29 protein-coding genes are annotated in these 26,704 nt (G+C 74.2%); 14 read left to right on the top strand and 15 right to left on the bottom strand.

What is annotated here, in order from left to right; translation table 11 throughout:
• Positions 1-225 precede the first annotated feature (225 nt).
• Positions 226-558: a DUF3099 domain-containing protein gene (locus BLS70_RS01850; protein ID WP_218122233.1), complete on the top strand. Its 333-nt coding sequence runs from the start codon at positions 226-228 to the stop codon at positions 556-558.
• 21 nt (positions 559-579) lie between these two features.
• On the opposite strand, the gene BLS70_RS01845 is transcribed toward BLS70_RS01850, so the two are convergent.
• From BLS70_RS01845 to BLS70_RS01830, 4 genes are read right to left on the bottom strand one after another with little or no spacing between them, the layout of a single operon-like run.
• On the bottom strand, positions 580-1,401 hold the full coding sequence (locus tag BLS70_RS01845) for an ABC transporter ATP-binding protein (protein WP_091763794.1): 822 nt from the start codon (positions 1,399-1,401) through the stop codon (positions 580-582).
• The gene (locus BLS70_RS01840) at positions 1,398-2,450 is read right to left on the bottom strand and encodes a FecCD family ABC transporter permease (RefSeq protein ID WP_091763793.1); all 1,053 of its coding nucleotides are present in this window, start codon (positions 2,448-2,450) and stop codon (positions 1,398-1,400) included. Before BLS70_RS01840 ends, BLS70_RS01845 begins: the two co-directional genes overlap by 4 nt.
• The gene (locus BLS70_RS01835) at positions 2,447-3,490 is read right to left on the bottom strand and encodes a FecCD family ABC transporter permease (RefSeq protein ID WP_091763792.1); all 1,044 of its coding nucleotides are present in this window, start codon (positions 3,488-3,490) and stop codon (positions 2,447-2,449) included. The genes BLS70_RS01840 and BLS70_RS01835 overlap by 4 nt, the downstream gene beginning before the upstream one ends.
• 24 nt (positions 3,491-3,514) lie before the next feature.
• The gene (locus BLS70_RS01830) at positions 3,515-4,534 is read right to left on the bottom strand and encodes an iron-siderophore ABC transporter substrate-binding protein (protein ID WP_091763791.1); all 1,020 of its coding nucleotides are present in this window, start codon (positions 4,532-4,534) and stop codon (positions 3,515-3,517) included.
• Between the two features lie 201 nt (positions 4,535-4,735).
• Here BLS70_RS01830 and BLS70_RS01825 point away from each other — a divergent pair, with 201 nt between their 5' ends.
• Complete coding sequence (locus tag BLS70_RS01825; RefSeq protein WP_091763790.1) at positions 4,736-4,966, top strand: DUF3039 domain-containing protein; 231 nt, start codon at positions 4,736-4,738, stop codon at positions 4,964-4,966.
• Here BLS70_RS01825 and BLS70_RS01820 read toward each other — a convergent pair whose 3' ends face one another.
• The 5 genes from BLS70_RS01820 to ppgK all read right to left on the bottom strand — a co-directional run bounded on the left by BLS70_RS01820 (position 4,967) and on the right by ppgK (position 11,513).
• Positions 4,967-6,049, bottom strand: a complete 1,083-nt coding sequence (locus BLS70_RS01820; protein WP_091763789.1) for a YihY/virulence factor BrkB family protein — start codon at positions 6,047-6,049, stop codon at positions 4,967-4,969.
• 74 nt (positions 6,050-6,123) lie between these two features.
• The gene (locus BLS70_RS01815; protein WP_091763788.1) at positions 6,124-8,415 is read right to left on the bottom strand and encodes a VanW family protein; all 2,292 of its coding nucleotides are present in this window, start codon (positions 8,413-8,415) and stop codon (positions 6,124-6,126) included.
• 142 nt (positions 8,416-8,557) lie between these two features.
• Complete coding sequence (locus BLS70_RS01810) at positions 8,558-8,782, bottom strand: DUF7455 domain-containing protein (RefSeq protein ID WP_091764134.1); 225 nt, start codon at positions 8,780-8,782, stop codon at positions 8,558-8,560.
• A 369-nt stretch (positions 8,783-9,151) separates the two neighbouring features.
• A complete protein-coding gene (locus BLS70_RS01805) occupies positions 9,152-10,510 on the bottom strand; it encodes an RNA polymerase sigma factor (protein WP_091763787.1) in 1,359 nt (452 codons plus the stop codon).
• A 250-nt stretch (positions 10,511-10,760) separates the two neighbouring features.
• Entirely contained in the window at positions 10,761-11,513 is a 753-nt protein-coding gene (gene ppgK, locus BLS70_RS01800) for a polyphosphate--glucose phosphotransferase (RefSeq protein ID WP_091763786.1), read from the bottom strand.
• A gap of 105 nt (positions 11,514-11,618) precedes the next feature.
• Here ppgK and BLS70_RS01795 point away from each other — a divergent pair, with 105 nt between their 5' ends.
• Positions 11,619-12,434 carry an inositol monophosphatase family protein gene (locus BLS70_RS01795; protein ID WP_091763785.1) on the top strand — a complete coding sequence of 272 codons (816 nt, stop codon included), beginning with the start codon at positions 11,619-11,621 and terminating at the stop codon, positions 12,432-12,434.
• Between the two features lie 12 nt (positions 12,435-12,446).
• Here the strand turns inward: BLS70_RS01795 and BLS70_RS01790 are convergent, their stop codons facing one another.
• Together BLS70_RS01790 and BLS70_RS01785 are read right to left on the bottom strand one after the other, a co-directional pair.
• Entirely contained in the window at positions 12,447-12,995 is a 549-nt protein-coding gene (locus BLS70_RS01790; RefSeq protein ID WP_091763784.1) for a LytR C-terminal domain-containing protein, read from the bottom strand.
• 29 nt (positions 12,996-13,024) lie between these two features.
• On the bottom strand, positions 13,025-14,071 hold the full coding sequence (locus tag BLS70_RS01785) for a phosphotransferase family protein (RefSeq protein ID WP_091763783.1): 1,047 nt from the start codon (positions 14,069-14,071) through the stop codon (positions 13,025-13,027).
• Positions 14,072-14,369: 298 nt separating this feature from the next.
• Between BLS70_RS01785 and BLS70_RS01780 the strand changes: the two genes are divergently transcribed.
• The 6 genes from BLS70_RS01780 to BLS70_RS01755 all read left to right on the top strand — a co-directional run bounded on the left by BLS70_RS01780 (position 14,370) and on the right by BLS70_RS01755 (position 18,145).
• Positions 14,370-14,669 (top strand): DUF4193 domain-containing protein, encoded by a 300-nt coding sequence (locus tag BLS70_RS01780; protein WP_091763782.1) that lies wholly within the window; start codon positions 14,370-14,372, stop codon positions 14,667-14,669.
• 84 nt (positions 14,670-14,753) lie between these two features.
• The gene (locus tag BLS70_RS01775) at positions 14,754-15,629 is read left to right on the top strand and encodes a hypothetical protein (RefSeq protein ID WP_091763781.1); all 876 of its coding nucleotides are present in this window, start codon (positions 14,754-14,756) and stop codon (positions 15,627-15,629) included.
• 28 nt (positions 15,630-15,657) lie between these two features.
• Positions 15,658-16,152, top strand: a complete 495-nt coding sequence (dut, locus tag BLS70_RS01770) for a dUTP diphosphatase (RefSeq protein ID WP_176946233.1) — start codon at positions 15,658-15,660, stop codon at positions 16,150-16,152.
• Between the two features lies 1 nt (position 16,153).
• Complete coding sequence (locus BLS70_RS01765) at positions 16,154-16,927, top strand: DUF3710 domain-containing protein (protein ID WP_091763780.1); 774 nt, start codon at positions 16,154-16,156, stop codon at positions 16,925-16,927.
• On the top strand, positions 16,924-17,301 hold the full coding sequence (locus BLS70_RS01760) for an OB-fold nucleic acid binding domain-containing protein (protein ID WP_091763779.1): 378 nt from the start codon (positions 16,924-16,926) through the stop codon (positions 17,299-17,301). Before BLS70_RS01765 ends, BLS70_RS01760 begins: the two co-directional genes overlap by 4 nt.
• Before the next feature lie 22 nt (positions 17,302-17,323).
• Positions 17,324-18,145 carry a DUF3159 domain-containing protein gene (locus tag BLS70_RS01755; protein WP_255362166.1) on the top strand — a complete coding sequence of 274 codons (822 nt, stop codon included), beginning with the start codon at positions 17,324-17,326 and terminating at the stop codon, positions 18,143-18,145.
• A 9-nt stretch (positions 18,146-18,154) separates the two neighbouring features.
• On the opposite strand, the gene BLS70_RS01750 is transcribed toward BLS70_RS01755, so the two are convergent.
• Together BLS70_RS01750 and BLS70_RS01745 are read right to left on the bottom strand one after the other, a co-directional pair.
• Positions 18,155-18,829, bottom strand: a complete 675-nt coding sequence (locus tag BLS70_RS01750) for a potassium channel family protein (protein WP_091763778.1) — start codon at positions 18,827-18,829, stop codon at positions 18,155-18,157.
• A complete protein-coding gene (locus BLS70_RS01745; protein ID WP_091763777.1) occupies positions 18,829-19,497 on the bottom strand; it encodes a potassium channel family protein in 669 nt (222 codons plus the stop codon). Before BLS70_RS01745 ends, BLS70_RS01750 begins: the two co-directional genes overlap by 1 nt.
• A 171-nt stretch (positions 19,498-19,668) precedes the next feature.
• On the opposite strand from BLS70_RS01745, the gene BLS70_RS01740 reads away from it, so the two are divergent.
• The 4 genes from BLS70_RS01740 to BLS70_RS01725 all read left to right on the top strand — a co-directional run bounded on the left by BLS70_RS01740 (position 19,669) and on the right by BLS70_RS01725 (position 24,543).
• The gene (locus BLS70_RS01740; protein ID WP_091763776.1) at positions 19,669-21,696 is read left to right on the top strand and encodes an APC family permease; all 2,028 of its coding nucleotides are present in this window, start codon (positions 19,669-19,671) and stop codon (positions 21,694-21,696) included.
• A gap of 121 nt (positions 21,697-21,817) precedes the next feature.
• Positions 21,818-23,074, top strand: coding sequence for a class I SAM-dependent RNA methyltransferase (locus BLS70_RS01735; RefSeq protein ID WP_369406204.1), 1,257 nt, complete (start codon positions 21,818-21,820; stop codon positions 23,072-23,074).
• Complete coding sequence (locus BLS70_RS01730) at positions 23,071-24,267, top strand: hypothetical protein (protein WP_091763774.1); 1,197 nt, start codon at positions 23,071-23,073, stop codon at positions 24,265-24,267. The genes BLS70_RS01735 and BLS70_RS01730 overlap by 4 nt, the downstream gene beginning before the upstream one ends.
• A 51-nt stretch (positions 24,268-24,318) precedes the next feature.
• Complete coding sequence (locus BLS70_RS01725; protein ID WP_255362209.1) at positions 24,319-24,543, top strand: DUF4177 domain-containing protein; 225 nt, start codon at positions 24,319-24,321, stop codon at positions 24,541-24,543.
• A gap of 27 nt (positions 24,544-24,570) precedes the next feature.
• Here the strand turns inward: BLS70_RS01725 and BLS70_RS01720 are convergent, their stop codons facing one another.
• Positions 24,571-24,843: an aminoacyl-tRNA hydrolase gene (locus BLS70_RS01720; protein WP_255362164.1), complete on the bottom strand. Its 273-nt coding sequence runs from the start codon at positions 24,841-24,843 to the stop codon at positions 24,571-24,573.
• Between the two features lie 182 nt (positions 24,844-25,025).
• Here BLS70_RS01720 and BLS70_RS01715 point away from each other — a divergent pair, with 182 nt between their 5' ends.
• On the top strand, positions 25,026-25,394 hold the full coding sequence (locus BLS70_RS01715; protein ID WP_091763772.1) for a hypothetical protein: 369 nt from the start codon (positions 25,026-25,028) through the stop codon (positions 25,392-25,394).
• Between the two features lie 81 nt (positions 25,395-25,475).
• Here the strand turns inward: BLS70_RS01715 and BLS70_RS01710 are convergent, their stop codons facing one another.
• The gene (locus BLS70_RS01710) at positions 25,476-26,660 is read right to left on the bottom strand and encodes an ROK family transcriptional regulator (protein ID WP_091763771.1); all 1,185 of its coding nucleotides are present in this window, start codon (positions 26,658-26,660) and stop codon (positions 25,476-25,478) included.
• Positions 26,661-26,704: the final 44 nt, after the last annotated feature.

Below are 26,704 nucleotides of genomic sequence, written 5' to 3'. Positions count from 1 at the left end.
CGCGAGGCCGTGCGCCCGGCACCGGCGTGCCGCGGCGGGCCGGTCCAGTCCTACCCGACGCGGCGGCCCGTGACGACCCGGGCGCGCGGTGTGAGGCGGGTGGTCGCCGGTGTCACAGGCGACGCCTGCACGACCCCGCTCCGCGGTGGCACCATGGGGCGCGGATCCGGGGCTGTGCCGGGGCGCTCGCCCCCGGTGCACCGGGCAGCGGAGGGATGGACACCCGTGGCCACCAGCCAGCAGAACCCGCGGCCACGACGGGCCGAACCGGTGCTCATCACCGAGGCCCAGGTCAGCCAGGTCGACCAGCACGCCGCGCGCAAGAAGCGCTACGTGATCACCATGCTGGTGCGCACCGTCTGCCTGCTGTTCGCCGCGGTCTTCTACCAGACCGTCTGGCTGATGATCATCCTCGCCGTCCTCGGCACGATCCTGCCCTGGTTCGCGGTGATCATGGCCAACGACCGGCCGCCGAAGAAGCGGCAGGACGTCAACCGCTACGTGGCGCGGCCGGACCGGCAGCTGGAGAGCCGCCCGCACCGCGTCATCGAGGGCTGACCCGCCCGGCTCGGGCCCTGCTCAAGCCTCGGCGGGCACGGGCGCCTCGGCGTGGTGCCGACCGATCGGCAGCATGAGCGGCTTGCCCGAGACGGGGTCGACGATCACCCGGCTGTCCAGGCCGAACACCGCGCGCACGCAGTCCTCGGTCAGCACGGCCGACGGGTCCCCGGCCGCGTGGATCCGGCCGGACTCCAGCGCCACCAGGTGGTCGGCGTAGCGGGCCGCGAGGTTGAGGTCGTGCAGGACCATGACGATCGTCGTCCCGCGCCGGCGGTTGAGGTCGGTGAGCAGGTCGAGGACCTCGATCTGGTGGCTGACGTCGAGGAACGTCGTCGGCTCGTCCAGCAGCAGCAGGTCGGTCTGCTGGGCCAGCGCCATCGCGATCCACACCCGCTGGCGCTGGCCGCCGGAGAGCTCGTCGACGGCGCGCTCGGCGAGCTCCGTCGTCTGCGTCGCCTCGAGCGCAGCGGCCACCGCGGCGTCGTCCTCCCGGCTCCAGCGGGAGAAGATGCCCTGGTGCGGGTGCCGGCCGCGCCCGACGAGGTCGGCGACCGTGATGCCCTCCGGGGCGAGCGGCGACTGCGGCAGCAGGCCGAGCGTCCGGGCCAGCTCCTTGGCCGGCATGCGGTGCACCGCCCTGCCGTCCAGCAGCACCTGCCCCGCCCGGGGCGCCAGCAGCCGCGACATCGAGCGCAGCAGCGTGGACTTGCCCGAGGCGTTGGCCCCGACGATGGCGGTGATCGCGCCCGCGGGCACGGCCAGGTCGAGCCCCTCGATGACGGTGCGCTCGCCGTACCCGAGCGTCAGGTCCTGGGCCGTGAGCGTGTGGGTCGCCGTCATAGTGAGCCTCCGGCCCGGTTGGTGCGGATGATCAGGTAGATCAGGTACGGCGCCCCGAGCACCCCGGTGACGACCCCGACCGGGAAGCGGGTGTCGAAGGCGAACTGCCCGACCAGGTCGGCGACCAGCACGAGCAGTGCCCCGACCAGTGCGGCGGGGACGAGCAGGGAGCCGTGCGGCCCCACGATGCGCGCGGCGATCGGCCCGGCGAGGAACGACACGAACGCGATGGGCCCGCACGCGGCCGTGGCGAACGCGACCAGGCCGACGGCGGTGACGATCGCGATCAGCCGGGTGCGCTCCACCCGGACGCCCAGCGCGGCCGCGGCGTCGTCGCCCAGCTGCAGCGCGGAGAGGTTCTTCGCCTGGCCGAGCAGCACCGGGGCCAGCACCAGCAGGGCGACCAGCGCGGGGAGCACCGCCGTCCAGGTGGTGCCGTTCAGGCTGCCCGTCAGCCAGCGCAGGGCCTCCTGGTAGTCCCACTGGCCGGCCTTGGTCAGCACGTAGTTGATGACGCTGGTGAGCATGGCGCCGACGCCGATGCCGATGAGGATCAGACGGGTCCCCGCGACACCGCCCTTGAAGGCCAGGCCGTAGATGAGCACGGCCACGCCCAGGGCCGCGGCCACCGCGATCGTGGAGACCGCCGTGCCGTCGAGCGAGAAGATCACGATGCCGACGACGGCCGCCGCGCTGGCGCCGGAGCTGATGCCGATGACGTCGGGGCTGGCCAGCGGGTTCCGGAGCATCGTCTGGAAGGTGACGCCGCCCAGGCCGAAGCACAGGCCGGCGACGACGGCGAGGACCCCGCGGGGGAGCCGCAGCCGGCCGACCGTGAAGGAGGCGCCAGGCACGCGCTCGCCCAGCACCACGCGGACGACGTCGCCCAGCGGGTAGAACGTCCGCCCGACCATGAGCGTGGTGACGAAGGTGACGACGACGAGCACCGCCAGGACCGTGACGACGACGCGGCGCCGCGACGCCCGGCGGACCCGGTTGCGGGCGACCGCGTCGACGTCGGCGGCCGGCGCGGGGAGGAGGGCGGTCACAGCTCGCGCACCCGCTGCCTGCGGACCACCGCGATGAAGAACGGTGCGCCCACGAGGGCGGTGATGATGCCGACGTCGAGCTCCGAGGGGCGGGCGACGATGCGGCCGATGACGTCGGAGGCGACGAGCAGCGAGGCGCCGGCCAGCGCCGAGAACGGCAGCAGCCAGCGGTGGTCGACCCCCACGAGGAGCCGGCACAGGTGCGGGACGACCAGCCCCACGAACCAGATCGGTCCGGCCACCGCGGTCGCCGCACCGCAGAGCAGCACCGAGCCGAGGGCGGCTACGCCGCGGGCGACGGCCACGCGCTCGCCAAGCCCCGCGGCCAGCTCGTCGCCGAGGGCCAGGGAGTTGAGGCCGCGGGCGGACAGCAGGCTGATGACCAGGCCCACCGCGAGGAACGGCAGCACGGGGGTGAGGTTGTCGAAGGTGGCTCCGCCCACGCCGCCGACCTGGAAGGACTGCACGTTGGCGGCGATGTCGCCGCGGGGGAGGGCGATGGCGGTGATGAACGAGGTCAGCGCCGCCGAGGTGGCCGCGCCGGCGAGCGCCAGCTTGAGCGGTGTCGGTCCGCCGCGACCCAGCGCGCCGACCGCGTAGACGAAGACCGCGGCCAGGGCCGCGCCGGCGACGGCCACGAAGATCCGGCTCGTGGCGGTGAACAGGCCGAACCAGGCGAGGCCGGCGACCACCGCGAGCGAGGCGCCCATGTTGATCCCGAGCACGCCGGGGTCGGCCAGCGGGTTGCGGGTGACGCCCTGCATGACCGCGCCGGCGAGCCCGAGCGCCGAACCGACGAGGACGGCGAGGACCGTGCGGGGGATCCGCTTGGTGACCGCGGCCTCCTCGATGGTCTCCGACGACCCGCCGAGGGCGGACCAGATGTCGGACCAGCCGACGCCCCGCGAGCCGATCGCCACCGAGGCGACCGAGAGCAGGGCGAGGACCGCCAGGACGACGAGCAGCCAGAGGAGCCGGCCCGACCCCGGACGTCGCCGGGTGGCGGCGTCCGGGGTCGGGACGGGAAGGACCGAGGTCACGGGAGGAACGTCACAGCCGACGGGTCAGGAGGCCTTGCCGGCGGCCTCGGCCAGCATGGACACGTAGTCCTCGAGCACCCACGAGATCGCCAGCGGCGTGGGGTTCGCGGCGGTGCCGAGCGGCGTGTCCGGGAGCAGCACGATGGCGCCGTTCTTCACGGCGGGCATCTGCGCGAGCAGCGGGTCGGCGTTCAGCGCGTCCACCAGCTCCTGGTCCCCGTAGGTCACGATGAGCTCGACGTCGTCCAGCGTGTCGATCTGCTCGGCGCTGATCGTGCCGGAGAACTGGTCGGCCTCCGTCGAGGCGTCGGCGATGCTGGCCGGGGTGGCCAGGCCGAGGTCCTCGAAGAAGGCGGCGCGGGTGTCGAACGGCGTGTAGTAGCTGACCTCGCTGAGGTCGGTCGTGTCGACGTGCGTCATGAACATCGCGTTGGTGCCGGCGAGCTGGGGGTGCTCCGCGACGGTGTCGTCGATCTCCTTCTCCAGGTCGGCGACGAGTTGCTCGCCCTCCTCCGCCAGGCCCATGCCTGCGGCGTTCGTCTCGATCATGTCGCGCCACGACGTGGCCCACGGGCCCTCGGGGTAGGCGACGACCGGGGCGATCTCGCTGAGCGTGTCGTAGTCCTCCTGGGTCAGCCCGGAGTAGCCGGCGAGGATGACGTCGGGCTCGGTGTCCGCGACGGCCTCGAAGTCGATGCCGTCGGTCTCGTCGAACAGCACCGGGGTCTCGGCGTCGAGCTCCTCGAGCCGCTCGGCCACCCACGGGAGCACGCCGTCGCCGTCGTCGTCACCGAAGTTGGCCGCCGCCATGCCCACGGGCACGACGCCGAGGGCCAGGGGCACCTCGTGGTTCGCCCAGGCCACCGTGGCGACGCGCTCGGGCTTCGACTCGATGGTGGTGGTGCCGAGGGCGTGCTCGATGGTGATCGGCGAGAAGTCGCCGGAGCCCGCCTCCTCGGTGTCGGAGGAGTCGGAGCAGGCGGCGAGCCCGCCGGCCAGCAGCGTGGCCGCGGCGAGAGCGACCAGACGTGGTGCGCGGTGCATGGTGTCCTTCCAGCATGGTGCCGGGCAGCGCCGGAAGGGCGGCCGACAGGATTCGGTGAGGTGAGGCTCGCCTAACCTAGATGCACCCGATCGGGCTGTCGATCACGGAATGGTCACGTTCGGCGCCTGTCATCATGGGTGCGGCGCGGCGGCGCCCGGGCACCGGGTCGCGACCGCGAACGCAGACCCGAAGGAGTTCCAGTGAGCAGCAGCGACATCCTCGAGCGGCCGGACGTCCGCGACGCCGACACCGGCAGCGCCAACGAGGTCTTCCACTACGTGCGCAAGAACAAGATCGCCGAGAGTGCCGTCATGGGCACCATGGTCGAGGCGCTGTGCGGAGAGGTCTTCCCGGTCACCAAGACCCCCAAGCCCGGCAGCCCGGTATGCCCGGCCTGCAAGGAGGTCTACAACCAGCTCAAAAAGGACTAGTCACCGTCCGAGGCGGCGGGCCTCGGCGGCCAGCTTGGCCTCGCGCCGGGCCCGCCGACGGCGTTCGTGGCGGCGCAGCGGAGCCGGCCAGCGGGCCTGGATCGTGGCGTTCAGCTCGGCGCCCAGCAGGACGGCCATCCCGAAGAAGAAGCAGAACAGCAGGATGCCGATGGGTGCGGCCAGGGCCCCGTACGGCAGGGCCGCGGTGAGGACGTCGGCGACGTAGGTCCGCAGCACCAGGGCGGCCACCATGAAGAAGCCGAGCGCCAGCATCGCGCCGGGCAGGTGGCGGCTCCACGGCAGGCGGTTGGGCAGCACCACGTTGTAGAAGCTGGTCAGGGCGAGCAGCAGCCCGATGATCACCAGCGGCCAGTAGATGCCGTCGATCAGCACGGTGGCCACCGGCTGCCAGCTCGGGGGCAGCAGCGCGACCAGCACGCCGCGGCCGAGCACCAGCAGCGGCAGGGTCAGGACGGCGATCACCATGCCCACGATGAACAGCCACAGCGCCTTGAGCCGGGTGCGGATCGGGCCCCGGACGTCGCGCTGGTCGTAGGCGATGACGATCGTGTTCATGAACGTCGCCGTCGCCGACGACCCGGCCCACAGCGACAGCAGGAAACCCAGGCTGACGACGTCGAGCCGGCCGGCGCCCAGGATGTCGTTCAGCGTCGGGGCGACCAGCGAGTCGACGACGTCGGGGGTGAGCACCTCCGCCGAGGCGCTGAGCAGGTCGTCCTCGATCTGGCGCACGGCGTCGGCGCCGATGAACGCGCCGAGGTAGCCCAGCGAGCCGAGCAGCCCGATGAGCAGCGGGGGGACCGAGAGGATCTGCCAGAACGCCGCCTCGCCGGACAACCCCAGGATGCGGTCCTGCCAGGCCTTGGCCAGCGTGCGGCCCAGCACCTGCAGCGGTGTGCGGACGAACGCCGGCCAGGAGTCCAGCCGGCCGCGGTGCCCGTCCTCGGCGCCGGTCGATCGCGCGCCGTCGTCCGGTTCGCCGGCCGGTGGACCGCCGGTGGCAGCCGTCCCCTCGACCTCCCCGGCCTGCGCCGGCGGGTCGCCGGGCAGGACGGTGCTCATCCGGTCAGTGTGCACGTCGCGCCGACCGTCGGGGGCGGGTGCCCGCTCCCGATCGCCCCCCCCGGGTGATCCGGTCAGCGCACCCGCCGGCCGGCGGGCCGACGGTCCCCGGGGCGACCACCGGGTGCGGGAGCGCCGGACGGCGCCGTGCCCTCCGGACGGGGAGACGGCGACGCGGGTGGCCCGCCGGGACCCTCGGGCTTCGGCACGCAGTTGATGACCGCCTCGGCGTTGTAGCGGGTCCGGAAGTCCTCCCGCTTGATCTCCGCGCCCGTCGCCAGGTCCTTGAACACCCGGGTCACCGTGATGTCGAAGCCGGGCACGCCGGACTGCGGGATGCAGTCGCCGTCGTCGACCTTCTCGATCACGGCCGGCGTCCTCGGGTTCCGCCGCTCGCTGCTGATCGACTCGATCTCGTAGCGCTTGGTGCCGTAGAAGGTGACGGTGAGAGAGCTGGGCGTCCAGCGCGTGTCGACGTAGACGCCGGTCTCGCTGTCGTTCTTCCACTGGAGGTCGATCGCGCCCTCGTAGACCGTCGCCTCCCGGCCGGCCGGGTAGCGGCTGATGTAGAAGCTGTGCGGCTTGTGGAAGACGTCCTCGAGGCCGGCGAAGAACACCGCGTTGAACATCGTGGTGGCGAACTGGCTGATGCCGCCGCCCACCGCAGTCGACAGCTCGCCACCGCTGATGACCGTGGCCGGGACGTAGCCCTGCGCCGTCCCGCGGGGGCCGGTGAAGGTGTTCAGGCTGAACGTCTCTCCGGGCAGCACCAGCGCGCCGTCCACCTCGGCGGCCACCACGCGGATGTTCTCGCCGCTGCGCGGATTGCTGATGGTGGTCGTGAAGCTGCTGATCTCCTCGCGGATGCCCAGCGCCTCGGCCTCCTGGGTGGTCAGCTCGGCCGGCACCGGCCCCGGCTCGGCGGTCACCGACCGCGGCGCCGGGTCGTCCAGCACGGGCAGCAGCTGCTCGACCAGGTGGGCGGGGTCGATGCCCGTCCCGTCCACCGAGGGCACGACGCGGACGGTGCCCCCGGAGACCTCGAAGCTCGCGTCCTTGGCCGGGGTGCCGAACACCGCCAGCTCGTCGCCCAGGGCGGTCTGCAGCTCCGCCGGGTCGATGCCGACCTGCAGCTCGCCGTCCTCGGTCGGGGTGAACGTGAGCGACGCCGCGATGGCGGCGGCCGGCACCTCGGCGGTGGCACCGCCGGTGCCGCCGGTCACCGCGACCGGCGCGGCGAGGGCGGGCTCGACCGTCTCGGTGAGCACGCGTTCGGCCTCGGCCGCCTCGACGTCGACGGGGTCGACCTCCACGGGCAGTTCGAGGGAACTCGCGCCGTCCGGCTCGTCGGTCAGGGCGCCGGTGATCGCGTTCCGGGCGCCCTCGCGGTCCAGCGTCCGTCCGTCGGCGGGGGCCACGACGCTCGCCGTGGTGCCCTCGATGGCGATGGTGGCGTCGACCGGCGCGCGGTCGACCTGCTCCGCGAAGGTGGCCAGCTGGGCGTCGAAGGAGCCGAGCTCGTCGGCCACGGCGGACTCGTCGACGGCGATGACCGGCTCGACCTCGCGGTCGGAGAAGAACGTGCTGATGCGGGTCCAGGGGTTCAGCGGCTGGTCGTCGGCCGCGGCGACGGTGCCCTCGGCGTCCAGGCGGACGCCGGCACGCGTGGGGGAGAAGACGCCCTCCACGTCGTCGGCGACCACGGGGCGGTCGGCCGCCACCCGGTCGCCGAGCTCGGTCTCGAGCTTGTCGGCCGCGGCGGCGGGGGAGAGGCCGCCGATCTCGACGCCGGCGACCACGGTGGACCGGGGCACGTCACCGGACGAGAGGAGCAGGTCGACGCCGTAGACGGCGGCCAGCACCGCGACGGCCCCGGCGGGCACGAGCAGGGCCCGCCGGCGCCACCAGGGCGAGCCCTGCGCGTCGTCGACCCAGGGGGGAGGAGGCCCCTCGCCGCCGTCACCGGCGCCCGTCCCGGGCAGGACGCCGGTGGCCGAGGAGGCGGGCGGGACGTCGTCGTCGGGCGCGGCCGGAGCCTGGACCGGCTCCACGTACGCGGTGGTCCCCACGGGCTCCACGTAGGCCGTGGTCTCGACGGGTTCCACGTACGCGGTGGTCTCCGCCGGCTCCACGGACCCGGTGGTCTCGACGTCGTCGCCCTCCGGCGCGCCGCTGAGCCAGTCGCGGGGAACCGGCCGGGTGTCGTCGACCTCGCCGTCGGCCGGGAAGGAGTCCGGGAAAGAGTTCTGCGCTCCGGGCGTGTCGGCCTCGGCGGGCGTCGGGCGCGACGCCTCGACGGGGGGCCGGTTGTCGGTCCCGTCGCTGCGCATCCGCACGGTCTCGTCGTGCCCGGGGGGCTGGGGCATGGGGGATTCCTCCGGTCGCCGTGTACCGGGGGTGCCCGGGAACGACGGAGCCGCCGGTCCTCCCTCCGCTCGGGGCGGTAGGGAGGAGCCGGCGGCGTCGTCGGGTGAGGCTGTCATCGCGGGCGCGACGATAGCGGTTCTCTCACGCAGTTACGTGCTGCTCGCCCTCGGTGTCGATGATGTCGACGGCGATGTCTCGGAGCTTGCTCTCGTACTCACGTGCGTGGTGCCCGCAGAAGACGAGGTCGCTGCCACTGGCGAGTACGACCCGCACCTTGGCCAGAGCACCACAGCGATCGCAGTGGAAGGGAACGACGAGGTCATCGGTGGGCGGGGTCGTCGTCAGCGTCTGGGTCATCTGGCTCATCACTCGCTCTCTACCGCACGGACCCGCGGCTGCGGATCGGCCTCCTGCACAGCGCCAGGATGGCCCCTCGTGTTCCCGCTCCGCTGCCGGCGAACACGGACTCGCCGAATGAGATGAGTCCGTGATGTGCCGGGCGGTGGAACGGGTTCAGCAGGGGACGTCACTGGGGTGGTACCGGTCGTGCACGTGCTGGTCTCGCGCGCCGTCCCGGTCGGGTGACCGGTGCGGCCGTGGGTCCGCTGCTGTTCTGACGACCCCCACGCTACGCCGTCTACCCGCGGCATGAGGGCCTAACCCGGAGTCCCCCCTTCCGGGTCGGTCCTCCGGGACCGGCGCGAGCCACCGGGGGCGCAGCTCCGGGGTCCTCTTTCAGTCGAGGTAGTCGCGCAGCACCTGGGAGCGACTGGGGTGCCGCAGCTTGCTCATCGTCTTCGACTCGATCTGCCGGATGCGCTCGCGCGTCACGCCGTAGACCTGCCCGATCTCGTCCAGCGTGCGCGGCTGGCCGTCGGTGAGGCCGAAGCGCAGGCGGACCACGCCGGCCTCCCGCTCCGACAGCGTCTGCAGCACGCTGGTCAGCTGGTCCTGCATGAGGGTGAAGCTGACCGCGTCGACTGCGACGACGGCCTCGGAGTCCTCGATGAAGTCGCCGAGCTGGCTGTCGCCCTCGTCGCCGATGGTCTGGTCGAGGCTGATCGGCTCCCGGGCGTACTGCTGGATCTCCAGCACCTTCTCCGGGGTGATGTCCATCTCCTTGGCCAGCTCCTCCGGCGTGGGCTCGCGGCCCAGGTCCTGGAGCAGCTCGCGCTGGATGCGGCCGAGCTTGTTGATGACCTCGACCATGTGCACGGGGATGCGGATCGTCCGGGCCTGGTCGGCCATCGCGCGGGTGATCGCCTGGCGGATCCACCAGGTGGCGTAGGTCGAGAACTTGTAGCCCTTGGTGTAGTCGAACTTCTCGACCGCGCGGATGAGCCCGAGGTTGCCCTCCTGGATGAGGTCCAGGAAGGCCATGCCGCGGCCGGTGTAGCGCTTGGCCAGCGAGACGACGAGGCGGAGGTTGGCCTCCAGCAGGTGGTTCTTGGCGCGCTCGCCGTCCCGGACGATCCAGTTGAGGTCGCGGCGCATCTGCGGGGAGAGCTTGATGCCCTCCTCCTCGACCTGGCGCAGCCGCTCGGAGCCGTAGAGCCCGGCCTCGATCCGCTTGGCGAGGTCGACCTCCTCCTCGGCGTTGAGCAGCGCGACCTTGCCGATCTGCTTGAGGTAGGCGCGGACCGAGTCGGCGGAGGCGGTGAGCTCGGCGTCCTTGCGGGCCTGCCGCAGCGCCTCGGACTCCTCCTCCTCGTCCCACTCGAAGTCCGTGCCGGGCTCGGCGGCGGCCTCGTCCTCGACGGGGGCGACCTCGACGCCGTCCTTGCCCGTCATGACCGTCTCGTCGAGCTTGAGGCCCTCGGACCCGCCGTCGACCACCGCGACGGTGGTGCCGTCGACCGCCACGGCGGCCAGTACGGCTCCCTCGCCGGCGGCGGTGGACGGCGTGATCGCCGGCTTCGTCCGGCCCTTGGCGGGCGCCTTCTTGCCTGCGGCCTTCTTCGCCGGGGCCGCCGTGCCGGTGCTCTCGGGAACCGCGGCGGTGGCCCTCGGGGCGCGGGAACCGGCGGCGACCGTCCTGGAGCGCCTGGCGGTGCTCGCGTCGGCTGCTTCCGGTGCTGGCTGGTCGGCGGGCACTCAGGTTCCTTCCCGTGCTGGGACGTACGCCAGGGGACCGTCTGGTCCTCGGGTAGCGGCTCCGCCTCCCGCCCTCGACCTTCGGGGAGTCCCGGCGGGCCCGTGCGGGTTTGACCGCGCTGGGTGCAGGGGATCCCTCTCGGCTGGAGGGCGGCGGGCTGGGGCACCGCCATTGTAACGACGGCCACCGGCGATGACACCGCCCTTTGCACCTGCTGCGGCCGGTGCCCGCGGGGAGCGCCCGCTCCGGCTAGGCGCTGGCCCCGTCCGGGCGTTCGTGGGCCGCCAGGGCCGCGCCCACGATGCCGGCGTCGTTCTGCAGCTCCGCCGGCACGACCGGGGTCCGGGTGGTCAGCAGCGGCACCCACTTGTGCGCCTTCTTGCTGACCCCGCCGCCGACGATGATCAGGTCCGGCCAGAGGCCGGCCTCCAGGACGTCGAGGTAGCGGTCGACCCGCGCGGCCCACTCCGGGTAGCTCAGCTCCTCCCGCTCCCGGGCCGACGCGGCCGCGCGCCGCTCGCCGTCCTCGCCGTCGACCTGGATGTGGCCGAACTCGGTGTTGGGCACCAGCCGGCCGTCGACGAACAGCGCGCTGCCGATGCCGGTGCCGAACGTGAGCATCAGGACGACGCCGTCGCGGTCGCGGCCGGCGCCGTAGCGCATCTCGGCGATGCCGGCGGCGTCGGCGTCGTTGAGGGTCTCCACCGTGCCGGGGATCCGCGCGTCGAGGCCGGCGTCGACGTCGGTGCCGATCCAGCTCCGGTCGACGTTGGCGGCGGTGTGCGCCACCCCCTGCTTCATGACGCCGGGGAAGGTCACACCGAGGCGATCGGTCCAGCCGAAGTGCGCCACGATCTGCCCGACGGCGTCGTACACCGGTTCGGGCAGGGCGGGCTGCGGGGTCTCGATCCGCAACCGCTCTCCGACGAGCTGCCCCTTCTCGAGGTCCACCAGGCATCCCTTGATGCCACTGCCGCCGATGTCCACACCGAAGCCCTGCATCCGTCCAGGTTAGTAAGAGGGCCCCGTCGCCCCCCAACACGCGCTCCGCACGCGCCGGGTCCCTGCGACGGGGCCGGGGTGTGTGCGAGCGGGGAGGATCGGTGCATGACCGCGCCCCCGGACGCCGCATCCCTGCTGGAGCTGGCCGTGGCCACCGCTCGCGAGGCCGCCGAGCTCGTCCGGCGCGGGCGGGCCACGGCGGGGGACGACGTCGCCGTCAAGTCCAGCCCCGTGGACGTCGTCACGGCCGTGGACGCCGCGAGCGAGCACCTCGTCGTGGGGCGCCTGCTCGGTGCCCGGCCCGACGACGGGGTGCTGGGGGAGGAGGGGGCGCAGCGGCCCGGTACCACCGGCGTGCGCTGGATCGTCGACCCGATCGACGGCACGGTGAACTTCCTCTACGACCTGCCCGCCTACGCCGTCTCCATCGCCGCGGAGGTCGACGGCGCCGTGGTCGCGGGCGTGGTCCTCAACGCCGCCACCGGCGAGCTGTTCACGGCCGTGGCGGGCGGGGGCGCCTTCCGGTCGGCACCGGGGGAGGACGCACCGGTCCGGCTGACCGGCAGCCGGGCGTCGTCGCTGGGGCTGAGCCTGGTCGCGACCGGGTTCGGGTACCGGGTCGAGCAGCGGCGCGCGCAGGGCGCGGTCGTGGCCGCCCTGCTGCCGCGGGTGCGGGACATCCGCCGGCACGGCAGCGCGGCGCTGGAGCTCTGCGCGGCCGCCGCGGGACGGGTGGACGCCTACTACGAGACCGGTCTGGAGCCGTGGGACCACGCAGCGGGTGCGCTCGTCGCGGCCGAGGCGGGCCTGGTGCTGGGCGGGCTGCCCGGCCGGGCCTTCGGCGAGCCGCTGGTCGTCGCCGCGGCGCCCGGGATCGCCGACGACCTCCTCGCCCTGCTCGGCGAGCTGCACCGGGCCTGAGCGCCGCGGCCGTCAGCAGGCGGCGGCGGCCTCGTCTGCCTCGGCCAGGGCGGCGTCGACGACGTCGTCGGTGGCCAGGCTCTCGCCGATCACGAACTCCGGGCCCAGGACGAGGTCGACCTGCTGGGTGGAGCGGACGTCCTGCCAGAGGCCGGCTCCGGGGAGGTACAGCGCCAGGAAGGCGGCGGTGGACTTCCCGCTGACGCCGTGCCGCACCTCGCCCACGCCGGTGACCTCCCGGTTGGTGGGGTCGTTGGCGACCTCGGCGATGGTGAAACCACGGGCGCCGAGGTCGTCCGCGACGGACTGGGCGAGGCCGCCCTGGTCGGAGGCGTTGTAGACGCGCACGGACACGGTGGCGGGGTCCAGGGCGTGGGGCGCCGCCTCGGCCTCGGCGCAGGCGGCGTCCTGCTCGGCCTGCAGCTCGGCGTCCTGGTGGAAGACGTTCCACCAGACGCCCCCCGCGATCAGGGCGAGCACCAGCAGGAAGATGATCGGCGGCAGGGGCCGACGCCCGCTGCGTGCGCGCACCGTCGGGCGTTCGGTGCGCAACGTCGTCACGCGAGGGAGCTTAGAGCCGGACCGGCCGGCTAGATCGCACCGTCCTCGAGCGCGGCGCGTCCCAGCTCCACCACCGGATCGATGCGCTCGGCGTACCCGCTGGTGTTCTTGCCGGCCATGGCGCCGGCGGCCGAGCGGGCGACGATGCCGGCGATGATCGCGGCGAACTTGAAGAAGGCGAAGCCGACGTACCAGTTGAGGTCGGCCAGGTCCACCCCGGTGCGCTGGGCGTAGCGCTCCGCCGCCTCGAGGCGGGTCGGGAAACCGGGCAGCGTGGTCAGCGCGCTCTGCGTCGAGGCGCGGTCCTCACCGGCCTGCGGCCAGTAGACGAACATCATTCCGATGTCGGTCAGCGGGTCGCCGAGCGTCGACATCTCCCAGTCCAGGACGGCGCGGATGCGACCCGGCGCGGTCGGGTCGAGCAGGCAGTTGTCCAGCCGGTAGTCGCCGTGCACGATGCTCGACCGCTGCGTGGCCGGGACCGTCTCGGCCAGCCGGGCGGCCAGCGCGTCGAGCTCGGGCCGGTCCCGGTCGCGGGTGGCGTCCCACTGCTTGGTCCAGCGGCGCACCTGGCGGGCGGCGAACCCTTCCGGCCGGCCGAAGTCGGCCAGCCCCACGGCCTCGTAGTCGACCGAGTGCAGGTCGGCCAGGACGTCGATGAGCCCCTCGCCGATGGCGCGCCGCTGCTCGGGCTCGTCGGCGTACCCGGGCGGGAACGCGTTGACGGCGTGGATGCCGACGACCCGCTCCATGACGTAGAAGGGCGCGCCGAGAACCGACTCGTCGGTGCACATGTGCAGCGTGCGCGGCACCGGCACGGCGGTGCCGTCGAGAGCGGAGATCACCCGGTGCTCCCGCGCCATGTCGTGCGCCGTGGCCAGGACCGCGCCCGTGGGCGGCCGCCGGAGGATCACGGCGTCGTCCGGGGAGCCGCCCTGCGGGGTCACCACGTACGTGAGGTTGGACATGCCGGCGGCGATGAGCTCGACGGTCACCTCCCGCCACCGCTGATCGCCCAGCGCACGCGCCAGGTAGGGGCCCACGACGGTCGGATCAGCACCCACGGGAGTCGCCACGGCGGCAGGGTAACCTCTGGCGCTCCGCCGCCCGGACGCCCGTCCGTGCGCCCGATGTGTCGCCCGTGACCCCGCGGGCACAAACCGGGCCCGTACGGCGTTGGGCGGCTGCCGGTCCCGAACGCCGTCCACCAGGAGGGCAGGGGACGACCGGCACGGACCAGGACGCCCCGCATGCGGGCTCCTGCCGACAGACACACCGATCGCCCACCGGCGACCGGCCGAGACGACGGAGCCCACCCGGCACCGCGTCAGAAGAGCGGGTTCGACGCCCGCGAGAACCGAGGAGGGGCACCCCATGGCCACCGACTACGACGCCCCGCGCCGCAACGAGGCCGACGAGCTCGGCGAGGACTCGCTCGAGGAGCTGAAGGCACGCCGTGCCGAGGCCCAGTCCTCGTCGGTCGACGTCGACGAGACCGACTTCAACGAGAACCTCGAGCTGCCCGGCGCGGACCTCTCGAACGAGGAGCTGACCGTCCGCGTGCTGCCCAAGCAGGAGGACGAGTTCACCTGCTCGCGCTGCTTCCTGGTGCAGCACCGCAGCCGGCTCGCCGCCACCAAGGGCGACGACATGTACTGCCGCGACTGCGCCTGAAAGCAGAAGGACCCCGTCCTCCCCACCCCCTTGGCAAGCTCGGGGCGGGACCCGGGACGGGGCCATGACCGAAGGGGGACGTCGGTGAGTGAGCACTCGGCGCGCACCGCTGCGCCCCGCGACGTCCCTCCGCCGCGCCCGGTCGCACCCACCCCGGCCCCGACGGAGGACAGCGGGCTGGGGCGGGCGGCGCGTGCCGTCGCCGAGGCCGTGGCCGCCATGGCCGGGGGCGCGTCCGGACCCCAGGCCGACGGGACGACGGGGCGGTCGACCGGTGCCGGTCTCCGCGACGCGCTGGGCGCGGTCGCCACCGCGGTCGGCGCGGCCCTCGGTGGCGCCCCGACCGCCGGCGGGCCGGCCGACGCTCCGGCAGCCGATCCGGGACGTCCCGCGGGCGCGCTCCTCGACGACCTGCTGGCGGCGGTCGTGCCGCGGCTTCCGGTCCGCGACGCGGCGCGGCTGCGGGCCGCCCACCCCGGCGCATCGGATGACGAGATCGCCACCGCTCTGGTCGACCGGGCGGCACGAGCGACGTCCCGCATCGGTGCGGCGACCGGCGGGCTCGCGGCGGCGCACCGGTCCGCCCCGGCCTCCCTGCTGGCCGTCCCGCTCGAGCTGGGCGTGGAGACCGTCCTCGCCGCCGCGGTCGAGATCGTGCTGATCGGCGAGCTGCACGAGCTGCACGGCCGACCCGCGCCGGGCGACGCACGGGCACGCGGCGCCGCCTACCTGGGCAGCTGGTCGGCGCACCGCCCGGCCGCGAGCTCCACCGGCCTGGCCTCGGTGCTCGGCGCCGCGGGGCTGCGCGCCGTGCAGAGGGGCGTGGGCCGGCGGCTGGTCAGGAACGTGCCGACGACGGCTCCGTTCCTGCTCGGCGCCGCGCTGGCCGGCCGGGGGAACCGGCGGGCCACCGAGACGCTGGCGGCGCGCGTGCTCCGGGAACTGCGCGGCGGAGCCTGAGCCCGACGGTGCTTATAGGGTCGCCGACGTGCCCGACCTCCCCCCGTCCGGCCTGGACGTGCCGGTCTCCCTGCTGTCCGCCGAGGGCACCGTGCCGCGCTACGCGCTGCCCGGCGATGCCGGCGCCGATCTCACCCTCACCGAGGACGTCGAGCTGGCCCCGCTGCAGCGCGCCGTCGTCGGCACGGGCGTGGCGGTGGCCATCCCGGAGGGCTACGCCGGCTTCGTCCACCCGCGGTCGGGGTTGGCCGCCCGGCACGGCCTCGGGGTGGTGAACGCGCCGGGAACCATCGACGCCGGCTACCGCGGTGAGATCAAGGTGATCCTGGTCAACCACGACCCGACGCACGCGCTGACCCTCCGCCGCGGCGACCGCATCGCGCAGCTGGTCGTGCAACCGGTGGTGCGGGCCCGCTTCGTGCCGGTGGAGGAACTTCCCGCCAGCGAGCGCGGGGCGGGCGGGCACGGCTCGACGGGGGGCTTCTCGGGGCTCCCCACCACGGTGGACGAGGAGCAGGGCTGACATGCCGTTCGGACGACGACGCAACCGGATCGACCGCAGTCTGCGGGAGCGCGGCGTGCCGCCGGAGCCGCAGGTGCGCGAGCGCGACGTCGAGGAGACCACCGGGCCCTGGGACGTCGCGGACGCACCCGACGACGGGATCACCCGCCTGGACCTCGGCGCGCTGCGCCTGCCCGCCCGCCCGGGCATGGAGCTGCGGGTGGACCTGAACCAGCAGCAGCAGGTGATCGGGGCGACCCTGCGCTCCGGGGACTCCCTCCTGCAGGTCGCCGCCTTCGCGGCGCCACGGGCCGCCGGCATCTGGGACGACGTGCGCGCGGACATCGCGCGGACCGCCTCGGGCCAGGGCGCGTCGCTGCGCGAGGTCGAGGGGCCGTTCGGCACGGAACTGGCGGGCACCGTCGTCGCCGCGCCCCCGGCCCAGCCCGGGCAGCCCGCGCCCGAGCCCACCCGCCGTCCGGCCCGTTTCCTCGGCGTCGACGGGCCGCGCTGGTTCCTGCGCGGCACCATCAGCGGGCCCGCGGCGGCCGGCCCCGAGGCCGCGGCGGAGCTGGAGGAGGCCTTCCGCGCCGTCGTCGTCGTCCGCGGGAGCGAGCCCATGCCCGTCCGGGAGGCCCTGCCGCTGACCCTGCCGGCGGAGGCCGCCGCGCGGGTCGCCGCCCAGCAGCAGGAGGCGGCCGCCCGCCCCGCGGGTGCGGCGGCGCCGCGGACGCCCCCCGCCGGAGGGAGCACGGGCGGCTCTCACGCGCCGGGCAGCACTACGCTGGGTCCGTGACCGAGACCCGTCCGGTCGGCTGGCTGTCGCGGACCCTGCAGCGACTGACCGCCGACGAGCAGACGATCGATGCCGAGGAGCTGCGCGCGGAGTCGGCGAGCGCCGGCTGCGAGCCCCTCAGCTCCTGCCGCAAGGGCGCCGTCGTGACGGTGACCGGGCGGCTGAAGTCGGTGGTCTACACCCCCCGGGAGACGGTGCCGACGCTCGAGGCGGAACTGTTCGACGGCTCCGGGTCGGTGACGCTGGTCTGGCTGGGCCGCCGGCGCATCCCGGGCATCGTGCCCGGGCGCACGCTCACCGCGCGCGGCCGGTTCGCCGCCTTCGACGGCAAGCGGGTCATCTACAACCCCTGGTACGAGCTGGGTTCCTGCTGACCGCCACACGTGGGGGAGACGCGTGAGCGCGACGGGGAACGGACGGTCCGGGGAACCGGCGATCGTCTTCGACCGGCACATGGTGCTCGACCAGCTGGGGGGCTGGCGCGGCATGGTCGACGCGACGGTGCCCACCATCGCGTTCATCGTGGCCAACGGCATCGGCGGGCTCCGGACCGGGATCTGGGCCGCCCTCGGTGCCGCCGTCCTGATCTTCGGGCTCCGGCTGGTGCGCCGGGAGAGCGTGCAGCAGGCGGTGAGCGGCCTGTTCGCCGTCGGGGTCGCCGTCGCCATCGCCGCCGCCACCGGCCAGGCGCGGGACTTCTACGTCCCCGGCATCCTGCGCAACGCGGCGCTCGCCGTCGTCCTCCTGGGGTCCGTGGTGCTCCGCCGTCCCCTGGTCGGCGTCGTCGCCGAGTTCCTCTCGCCCAGCCACCTCGGTGCCATGGCCGCTCCGGGGGCGGGGTTCCCCGGATGGCGCGGCCGGGTCGATGCCACCCGCGTCGTCGCGCACCGCACCGAGCGCGACCCGGCGACCGGACGGGCCCTGCCGGACCCGGATCCGGAGCTGCCCTGGCGCGAGGACCCGCGGCTGGTGCGGGCATACGGCTGGCTGACGGTGCTGTGGGCCGCCGTGTTCCTCGTGCGCGCCGGGGTCCAGGGGTACCTCTACCTGGGCAGCAAGGACAGCGACGCCACCGACCTGGGCATCGTGTCGCTGCTGCTCGGGGTCCCGGTCACCGCCGTGGAGGTCGCGGTGACGCTGTGGGTGGTCTCCCGCCTGCACCGCCACCGCGCGGCGGGCGCGCCGGCCGGGGAGCCGGACGAGCGCCCCACGGACTGACGCCCGGCGTCAGATCCCCGCGCCGCCCGCGGGGGCGAGCACGGCCTTGAGGTCGTCCTCCACGTCGCCGTGGGTGATGAACAGCAGCTCGTCCCCGGCCTCCAGCGGCTCGTCCGGGGACGGCGTGATCACCCGCTCGCCGCGCAGGATCGCGGTCAGCACCGTCTCGCGGGGCAGGGGGACCTCCCGCAGCGCCCGGCCCACCCAGGGGGTGTCCTCGGCGAGGGTGATCTCGACCAGGTTGGCGGCTCCCTTGCGGAAGCTCATCAGCCGGACGACGTCGCCGACGGTGACCGCCTCCTCGACGAGCGCGGCGAGCACCCGCGGGGTGGAGACGGCGACGTCGACGCCCCAGGCCTCGGTGTAGAGCCACTCGTTGCGCGGGTCCTTCACGCGGGCGACGACGCGGTTGACGGCGAACTCGGTCTTGGCCAGCAGGGAGACGACGAGGTTGGCCTTGTCGTCGCCGGTGGCCGCCACGACGACGTCGCAGGTGGCCAGCTGCGCCTCCTCGAGGGAGGAGACCTCGCACGCGTCGGCCTGCACCCACTCGGCTCCGGGCACCGACTTGGTGCGCACCTTGCGGGGGTCCTTCTCGATCAGCATGACGGTGTGCCCGTTGCCGAGCAGCTCGCCGGCGATGGAGCGGCCGACGGCGCCGGCGCCCACGATGGCGACGCGCATCAGTGCCCACCCTCCTGGGTGCCGCGCTCGACGACGTCGTGGACTCGGGCGGTGATCTCGTCGGTGACGGCGACGACCAGCTGGTCGCCGTCCTGCAGGATCGTCGTGGGGGTGGGCAGCTGGGACTCGCCGAAGCGGACCAGCCACGCGGCCCGCGCACCGGAGGCCGCCTCGAGGTCCGCCAGCCGGCGGCCCACCCAGGTCTCGGTGACCGTCACGCGCATGAGCGAGACCTTCCCGGTGGGCTCGCGCCACAGCTCGCTGACCTTGACCGACAGCAGTTCCCGGATGAGCCGGTTCACCGTCCAGGGCACGGTGGCCACGCTCGGGATGCCCATGCGCTCGTAGACCTCGGCCCGCTTGGAGTCGTAGATGCGGGCCACGACGTGCTGGACGCCGAACGTCTCGCGGGCCACGCGGGCGCTGATGATGTTCGAGTTGTCACCGCTGCTGACCGCGGCGAAGGCGCCGGCGGAGTCGATGCCGGCGTCCAGCAGGGTCTGGCGGTCGAAGCCCAGACCGGTGACCTGCCGGCCGCCGAAGTCCGGCCCCAGCCGGCGGAAGGCTGCGGGGTCCTGGTCGATCACCGCGACGCTGTGACCGACCTGTTCGAGCCGGCGGGCGACGGCGGAACCGACCCGCCCGCAACCCATGACGACCACGTGCACGAAAGGGCTCCCACGGACTCGTCGCGCCGGCGGCCGACCCGCCCGCGCATCCGGCGCGAAGCTACACCCGTGACGGCCGCCGCCCGGGCCGGAACCGGCACGTCACCCGCGTGAGCAGGAGAACAGTCCGGCGGCGGCCATCGGCACCCCGCGCTCCGTACCATCGCCGCCGTGCCCACGCTGTCCGACCTCGGACATCTCCCCAAACGGCTGGTCCTGGGCCGCGCCGTGCCCAGCGACCGCCTCGGCGAGTCCCTGCTGCCCAAGCGGTACGCGCTGCCCATCTTCGCCAGCGACCCGCTCTCCTCGGTGGCCTACGCCACCCAGGAGATCCTCATCGTCCTGACCCTGGCGGGGACGGCGGTCCTGTACCTGGCGCCGTGGCTGGCCGTGGGCGTCGTGCTGCTGCTGGGCACCGTCGTCCTCAGCTACCGGCAGGTGGTCCACGCCTACCCCTCGGGTGGCGGCGACTACGAGGTCGCGATGAAGAACCACGGGCAGTTCGCGGCGCTGGTCGTCGCCAGCGCACTGCTCGTCGACTACGTGCTGACCGTGGCGGTGTCGGTCTCGGCGGGCACGGACAACATCATCTCGGCGTTCCCGTCGCTCGACGAGCACCGGGTGCTCATCGCCGTCGGCCTGGTGGCGCTGCTGGCGGCGGCCAACCTGCGCGGCCTGCGCGAGTCCGGCAAGGCCTTCGCCGCCCCGACGTACCTGTTCATCACCGGCATCGGGATCATGATCGTGACCGGGCTGATCCGCTGGTGGTTCAGCGACGAGGGGCTGGTCTCCGAGACGGCCGGCTACTCGATCACCCCGGAGCCCGAGCACACGAACATGGCCGGCCTGGCCCTGCTGTTCTTCGCGCTCCGCGCCTTCGCCTCCGGGTGCACCGCGCTGACCGGCGTCGAGGCCATCGCCAACGGCGTCCCGGCGTTCAAGCCGCCGAAGAGCCGCAACGCCGCCACCACGCTGGCCCTGATGGGCGGCGTCGCGGCGTCCATGTTCGCCGGGGTGACCGCCCTGGCCCTGCTGTCGGACGTCAAGTACGTCGAGCACCCCTGCGACCTCGAGGGCTTCGCGAACTGCGGGACCGAGCCGCAGCGCACGGTCATCGCGCAGATCGCCGCGGCCGTCTTCGGCGGCGACACGTCGATCGGCTTCTTCGGCATCCAGGCCGCCACGGCGCTGGTCCTCATCCTCGCGGCGAACACCGCGTTCAACGGCTTCCCGCTGCTGGGCTCGGTGCTCGCGCAGGACCGCTTCATGCCCCGGCAGCTGCACACCCGCGGCGACAAGCTGGTGTTCAGCAACGGCATCCTGCTGCTGGCCGGGTTCGCGATCCTGCTCATCGTCGCCTTCGACGCCGACGTCTCCCGGCTCATCCAGCTCTACATCATCGGCGTCTTCACCAGCTTCAGCATCGGCCAGTGGGGCATGGTGCGGCACTGGAACCGCGAGATGCGGGCGACCTCGGACGTCGCGGTACGGCGCGGCATGCGCCGCTCGCAGATCATCAACACCGTGGGCGGGACCCTCACCACCACGGTCCTGGTGATCATCGTGGTCACCAAGTTCACCCACGGTGCCTGGCTGGTGCTCGTGGCGATGCCGATCCTCTTCGTGCTGATGCGGTCCATCAACAAGCACTACTCGCACGTCTCCGACCAGCTCGTCCCCGACAGCGACTCCCGCATGCTGCCCAGCAAGGTGCACGCCGTCGTCCTGGTCTCCAAGGTGCACAAGCCGACGCTGCGCGCGCTCGCCTTCGCCCGCGCCACCCGCCCCGACGCGCTCACCGCGCTGACGGTCAACGTCGACGACGCCGAGACCCGCCAGCTGCAGCTGGACTGGGACAAGTTCGACATCCCCGTGCCGCTGACCGTCGTCGAGTCGCCGTACCGCGAGATCACCCGGCCGGTGGTCGACTTCGTCAAGAACATCCGCCGGGGCAGCCCGCGCGAGCTGGTCGTCGTCTTCGTCCCGCAGTACGTCGTCGGCCACTGGTGGGAGAACGTCCTGCACAACCAGAGCGCGCTGCGGCTCCGGGCCCGGCTCCAGTTCCAGCCGGGCGTGATGATCACGACCGTGCCGTGGCAGCTGGAGAGCTCCGTGGGCCGGGACGTCGGCGACGGTCCCGCGCCGGGGGACCTCCGGCGCGGGATGACCGACGACGCCGACGTGACGCCCTATGGCTGAGAAAGGACCCCGCCGCCCCCCGAGAAGGACCCCGTCCCCCTCACCCCTCGCAGGCTCGGAGCGAGCCTCCGGACGGGGCCGCACGGGCTCGCGGCGGGACCCTGCGGCGGGGCCGAAAGGCCTGGGTTGGGTCGGCACCGAGTTCGAGGTGACGGTCGGGCCCGTGGCGCACGGCGGCCACTGCGTGGCCCGGCACGAGGGGCGGGTCGTCTTCGTCCGGCACAGCCTGCCCGATGAGCGCGTCCTGGTACGGGTGACCGAGGACCGCCATCCCGGCTTCTGCCGGGCCGACGCGATCGAGGTGCTGGAGGCGTCGCCGGCCCGCGTGGAGCGGCCCTGCCCCTACAGCGGGCCCGGCAGGTGCGGCGGCTGCGACTGGCAGCACGTCGACCCCGCCGAGCAGCGCCGGCTCAAGGCCGCGGTGGTCCGGGAGCAGTTGGCCCGCCTCGCCGGGCTCGACGACGTCGCGGTGGTCGTGGAGGAGCTCCCGGGCGGACCGCTGCGCTGGCGCTCCCGTGCCCGCTTCGCCGTCGACCGGAACGGCGCGCCCGGTCTGCGCCGGCACCGCTCGCACGACGTCGTCGTCCTCGACGACTGCCCGATCACGGTGGAGCCGGCTGCGCAGGCCGTGCTGGGCCGGTCGTGGCCTGGCGCCGGCGCCGTCGACGTCTCGATCGACTCCGCGGGCGCGGTGACCACGAGCCGGCTGGACCGCACCGGGCGGCCGACGTCGAGCCGCGTGGTGCGCCCCGGCGGCGAGCTGCCCGAGGAGCCGGTCACCCGGGCGGAACGGCGCGCGGGCGGGCGGGACTGGGAGGTCGAGGGCACCGGTTTCTGGCAGGTGCACCCCGCCGCCGCGGACGCCCTCGTCGGGGCGGTCGCGGAGTTCGCCGCCGTCCGTCCCGGGGAGACCGTGCTGGACCTGTATGCCGGTGCCGGTCTGTTCGGCGGCGCGCTGGCGCCGACGGTGGGAGAGACCGGCCGGGTGGTGTGCGTCGAGTCCGACGCAGCCGCCTGCGCCGCCGCGGACGCGAACCTCGCCGACCTGCCGCACGCCGAGGTCTGGCAGGGCGACGTCGATGCCGAGGGGCTGCGCGAGCTGCTCGAGGAGCTGGGCGGCCCGCCGGACGTCGTCGTCCTGGACCCGCCACGGGCCGGTGCCGGGCAGGCGGTGAGCCGGCTGCTGGCCGGCACGGGTGCGCGCGCCGTCGTCTACGTGGCCTGCGACCCGGCGGCGCTGGCCCGGGACGTGGCCGCGTTCGGCGAGGCCGGCTACCGGCTGGCCGGCCTCCGCGGCTTCGACGCCTTCCCCATGACCCAGCACGTGGAGTGCGTCGCCCTGCTGGTCCCGGCCGGACCGGCCCCGTCCGGAGGATGACGGCGCCCGTCGCAGACGTCACCCGGGCCCGCACCGCGCCCGCCGTGGCGCGCGTGCTCACCGCCGCGCTGCTGGCAGCGGGTGCACTGGTCGTCCTCGCCCGCGCCGCGTGGTACCTGGTCGATCGCCTGGACCGCCCGTTCCCGCTGACGCCCTACGTTTTCCCGCAGTACTGGCTGGACTACGGCGACGGCTTCGTCCGGCGCGGGCTGCCCGGTCAGCTGCTGCGCTGGGTGCTCGGACGCCCGCCCGACCGCGGGGAGGCCGTCCTGGCCGCCACCGTGCTGGCTCTGGCCGCGGTGGCCGGCGTGCTCGCGCTCGCCGTCGCCCTCGGCCGCCGGGCCGGGTCGGTGTCCGGCGGGATCGCGGTGGCGGCGGCGGTCGTCGTCTCGCCGCTCACCCTGTCCCTGCCGGTGCGCGACCTGGGCCGGCCGGACTCGGTGGGGCTCGCCGTCCTGGCGCTGCTGGCCTGCCTGCCGTGGCGCCGGCTGCCGGTACCGCTCGCGGTCGGGCTGGTGGCCGCGCTGTGCGGGGTCGCTACGGCGACCCAGGAGTTCCTCCTGCTGGTGGTCGCCCCGGTCGCCGTCCTCGCGCTGGCCCGCTGCGTCCCGTCGCGGCGTGCCCGGGTGCTCGCGACGGGTGCGGCACTGATCCCTGCCGCCGCGGTGGCGCTGCTGAGCGCGGTGCGGCCCGCTCGGGCGGCGGCGGTGGACCGGGCCACCGCGGAGGCGGCGGCCGCCGGGGTCCCGCCGCCCGGCGCGCTGGTGCCGGACCACACGTCGGTGCTGCGCCTGCGCTACGGGTTCCTCGACAACCTCACCGCCTACTACTCGTTGCTCGACCCGCTGACCGTGGTCGCGACGACGCTGATGTGGGGCGGTGTCGCCGCCCTGACACTCGGCCTGGTCTGGCAGCTGATGGGCGGCGCGCTGCGGGACCGCCGGTTCGTCGCGGTCCTCTCCTCGGCGGTGGTGGTCGCGGGCCTGCTGTCCTGCGCGGGCATCGACCACCGCCGGTGGTGGGCCCTGGCGACCATGGGTGGCCTGGCCGCACTGGTCCTGCTCACCCCGCCGTCCGGTGCGGGAGCCGGCCAGGACCGGCGACGGGCGCTGCTGCTCCTCCCCGCCGCCGCGCTGCTGGTCGCCGCCGGCTGGAAGATGCAGCTCTTCCCGGTCTTCTCGCTCCAGGTCTGAGGAGGCCGGTCGGGTCGCCGGGAGGCCACTCGCTACCGTGCAGGGGTGCCCATGTGGGAATACGCCTCGGTCATCACCGCCAACGACGCGGAGTCGCAGCGGGCCGGCGTGAGCGTCAAGCTCCCCGGCGGTTCGTCGGAACGCCAGCAGGGGGACACCAGCACGGTGCTCAACCAGCTCGGCGCCGAAGGGTGGGAGCTGGTCAGCTACCACTCCAGCGGCGCGGGCACCTGGGGCTTCGAGCAGTTCTGGCTGAAGCGCCAGGTCGGTTCCTGACGGTCCTGCCGTCGCCGGCGGCAGGGGTCACCCGAGCACCGTCGCGCCGGCGGTCATGGTGCCCGGCTCGACCTCGGTCAGACCGGCGTCGTGGATGACGACGGGCATCGCGGCGACCTCGTCGCTCGTGCCGTCGAGGACGACCACCCGACCGTGCGGGACGTCGAACGCGCGGAGCGCGGCGTGCACGGCCTGGGCGCAGGCCTTGCCACGGCTCATCGGGACGTGGCGGTTGAGCAGGATGCGGACCTCGGGGGCGCTCGACGGCTCCGGGCCGGGGGAGGGGAGTCGGGGTCTCACGGCTGCTCCTGGGGGAGGACGGCGGCGGGTGCGGAAAGCGTCGTGCAGGAAGCTCGATAGCCGCTGCTCCCGCCGCGCGCCAGAGGTCGCGGTGCGCGACGTCGGCGCACCCGTGCGCAGCGACCCACTGCGGACGGCGAGGCGGATCGAACGCTTGTTCGATCGTGCGGCAGACTGGTGCGGTGGACGCGACGGTGCCGCCGGGCTGGCCGGACGAGGTGCGTCCGCCGGGTGCGCCCGACTGGGAGCGCACCGCGGTCGCCTGGCTCTACGACCTCGTCCCGCCGGACTACCGGGCGCACGAGGTGCTGCGCCGCTACCCGGTGCTGCTCGCCCGCTTCGCCTCCGACCACGTCGCCGCGGGGCTCGAGGCGGCCCGCGCCGGCTGGCGCACCGTCCGCGTCGAGCTGGCCGACCAGTTGCCGGTGGAGGCCATCGAGGCCGCGATGCGGGCCTACGAGCGGGAGGGCGCCCGGCTGGTGGCGGCCGCCCGCGGCGTGGAGGTCGTCGCCGGGGCGCTGCGGGGCGAGCGGTGGGTGCCGCGGCTCTGAGCGGCGGCGGGTGCCTCGCGCGGTGAGCGGAGGTGAGGGAACCCGGGGGCCCGGCCGCAGCAAGCGGACCCCCGGGTGGTCTCAGGCGGCGAGGCGGTCGGTCTCGCTCAGGGCCGCCGCGAGGGCTCCGAGCACCTCGGCGCGTCCGCCGAGGCTGCCGGGCACCACGCTCAGGCACTCGACGGCCGAGGGGATCGCCGACTGCGCCAGCGCCCGCCGCATCGGCTCGACCAGCAGGTCCCCGGCGGTGCCGAGCTCGCCCCCGACGACGATGCGGTCGGGGTTCAACGTGTTCACCAGCCCGCCCAGGACCACGCCGACGTAGGTGCCGGCGTCGGCCACGAGCCGCCGGCAGGCCTGGTCGCCCTCGATCGCGCCGTCGACCAGCGCGCGCAGGTCCGCCAGGTGCGGGGCGGCGGTCCGGACGGCGCGCAGCAGGGCGCTGCCCCCGGCCTTGAGCTCCAGGCAGCCGCGGTTGCCGCAGCGGCAGAGGTCGCCGTCGGGGTCGAGGCTGACGTGCCCGATCTCGCCCGCCGTGCCCGACACGCCACGCAGCAGCGAGCCGTCGAGGACCAGTGCGCCGCCGATGCCGGTGGCGAGCTTCAGATAGACCGTCGACCGGGAGCCGACGCCGGCCCCCCAGCGGGACTCCGCCAGCGCGCCCAGGTTGGCGTCGTTGTCGACCAGTACCGGCAGGCCCAGCCGTTCACGCAACTCGGCCGCGGGAACGGTGCCCGACCAGTTCGGCAGGATGTTCGACTTCACGACGATGCCGTCACCCGCCTCCGTGTCGCCGGACACCGGTGTCGGCAGGCCGGCGACCATGCCCACGACGTCGGCCGTCCCGGCGCCCACGCGGTCGAGCTGGGCGCGCACCTGCGCCGCCACGGTGTCGAGCACCGCGTCGGCACCCAGGTCGACCACGGGCACCGAGGCGACGTGCTCGCCGATCACCTCGTGCGCCAGGTCTCCGACGGCGACCCGTACGTGGGTGCGGCCGATGTCGACGCCGACCACCACACCGGCGCGGCGGGTGAGCTGGACCAGGCTGGCCGGCCGGCCGCCCGTCGGCAGCTGCCCGGAGGGGTCGGCGGGGGTGACGAGGCCGCGGTCGACGAGCTCGGCGACGTAGCCGGAGACCGTCGCGCGGGACAGCCCGGTGTGCTCGACCAGCTGGGCGCGGGTGGCCGGCCCGGCCAGGCGGAGGGCCTGGACCAGACGGCGTGGGGGGCCCGTGACGTCAGCCAGCCACGGTTGGTTCCCCATGGTCGGTGATGGTCGGGGCCGGTCGTACTTCTGTCAACTACCGA

Origin of the sequence: Blastococcus aurantiacus (genome assembly GCF_900102425.1) — a bacterium.
Taxonomy (GTDB): Bacteria; Actinomycetota; Actinomycetes; order Mycobacteriales; family Geodermatophilaceae; genus Blastococcus; species Blastococcus aurantiacus.
Note: the sequence above shows the minus strand (reverse complement) of the source record. Positions and strands in the feature narration are given on the sequence as shown.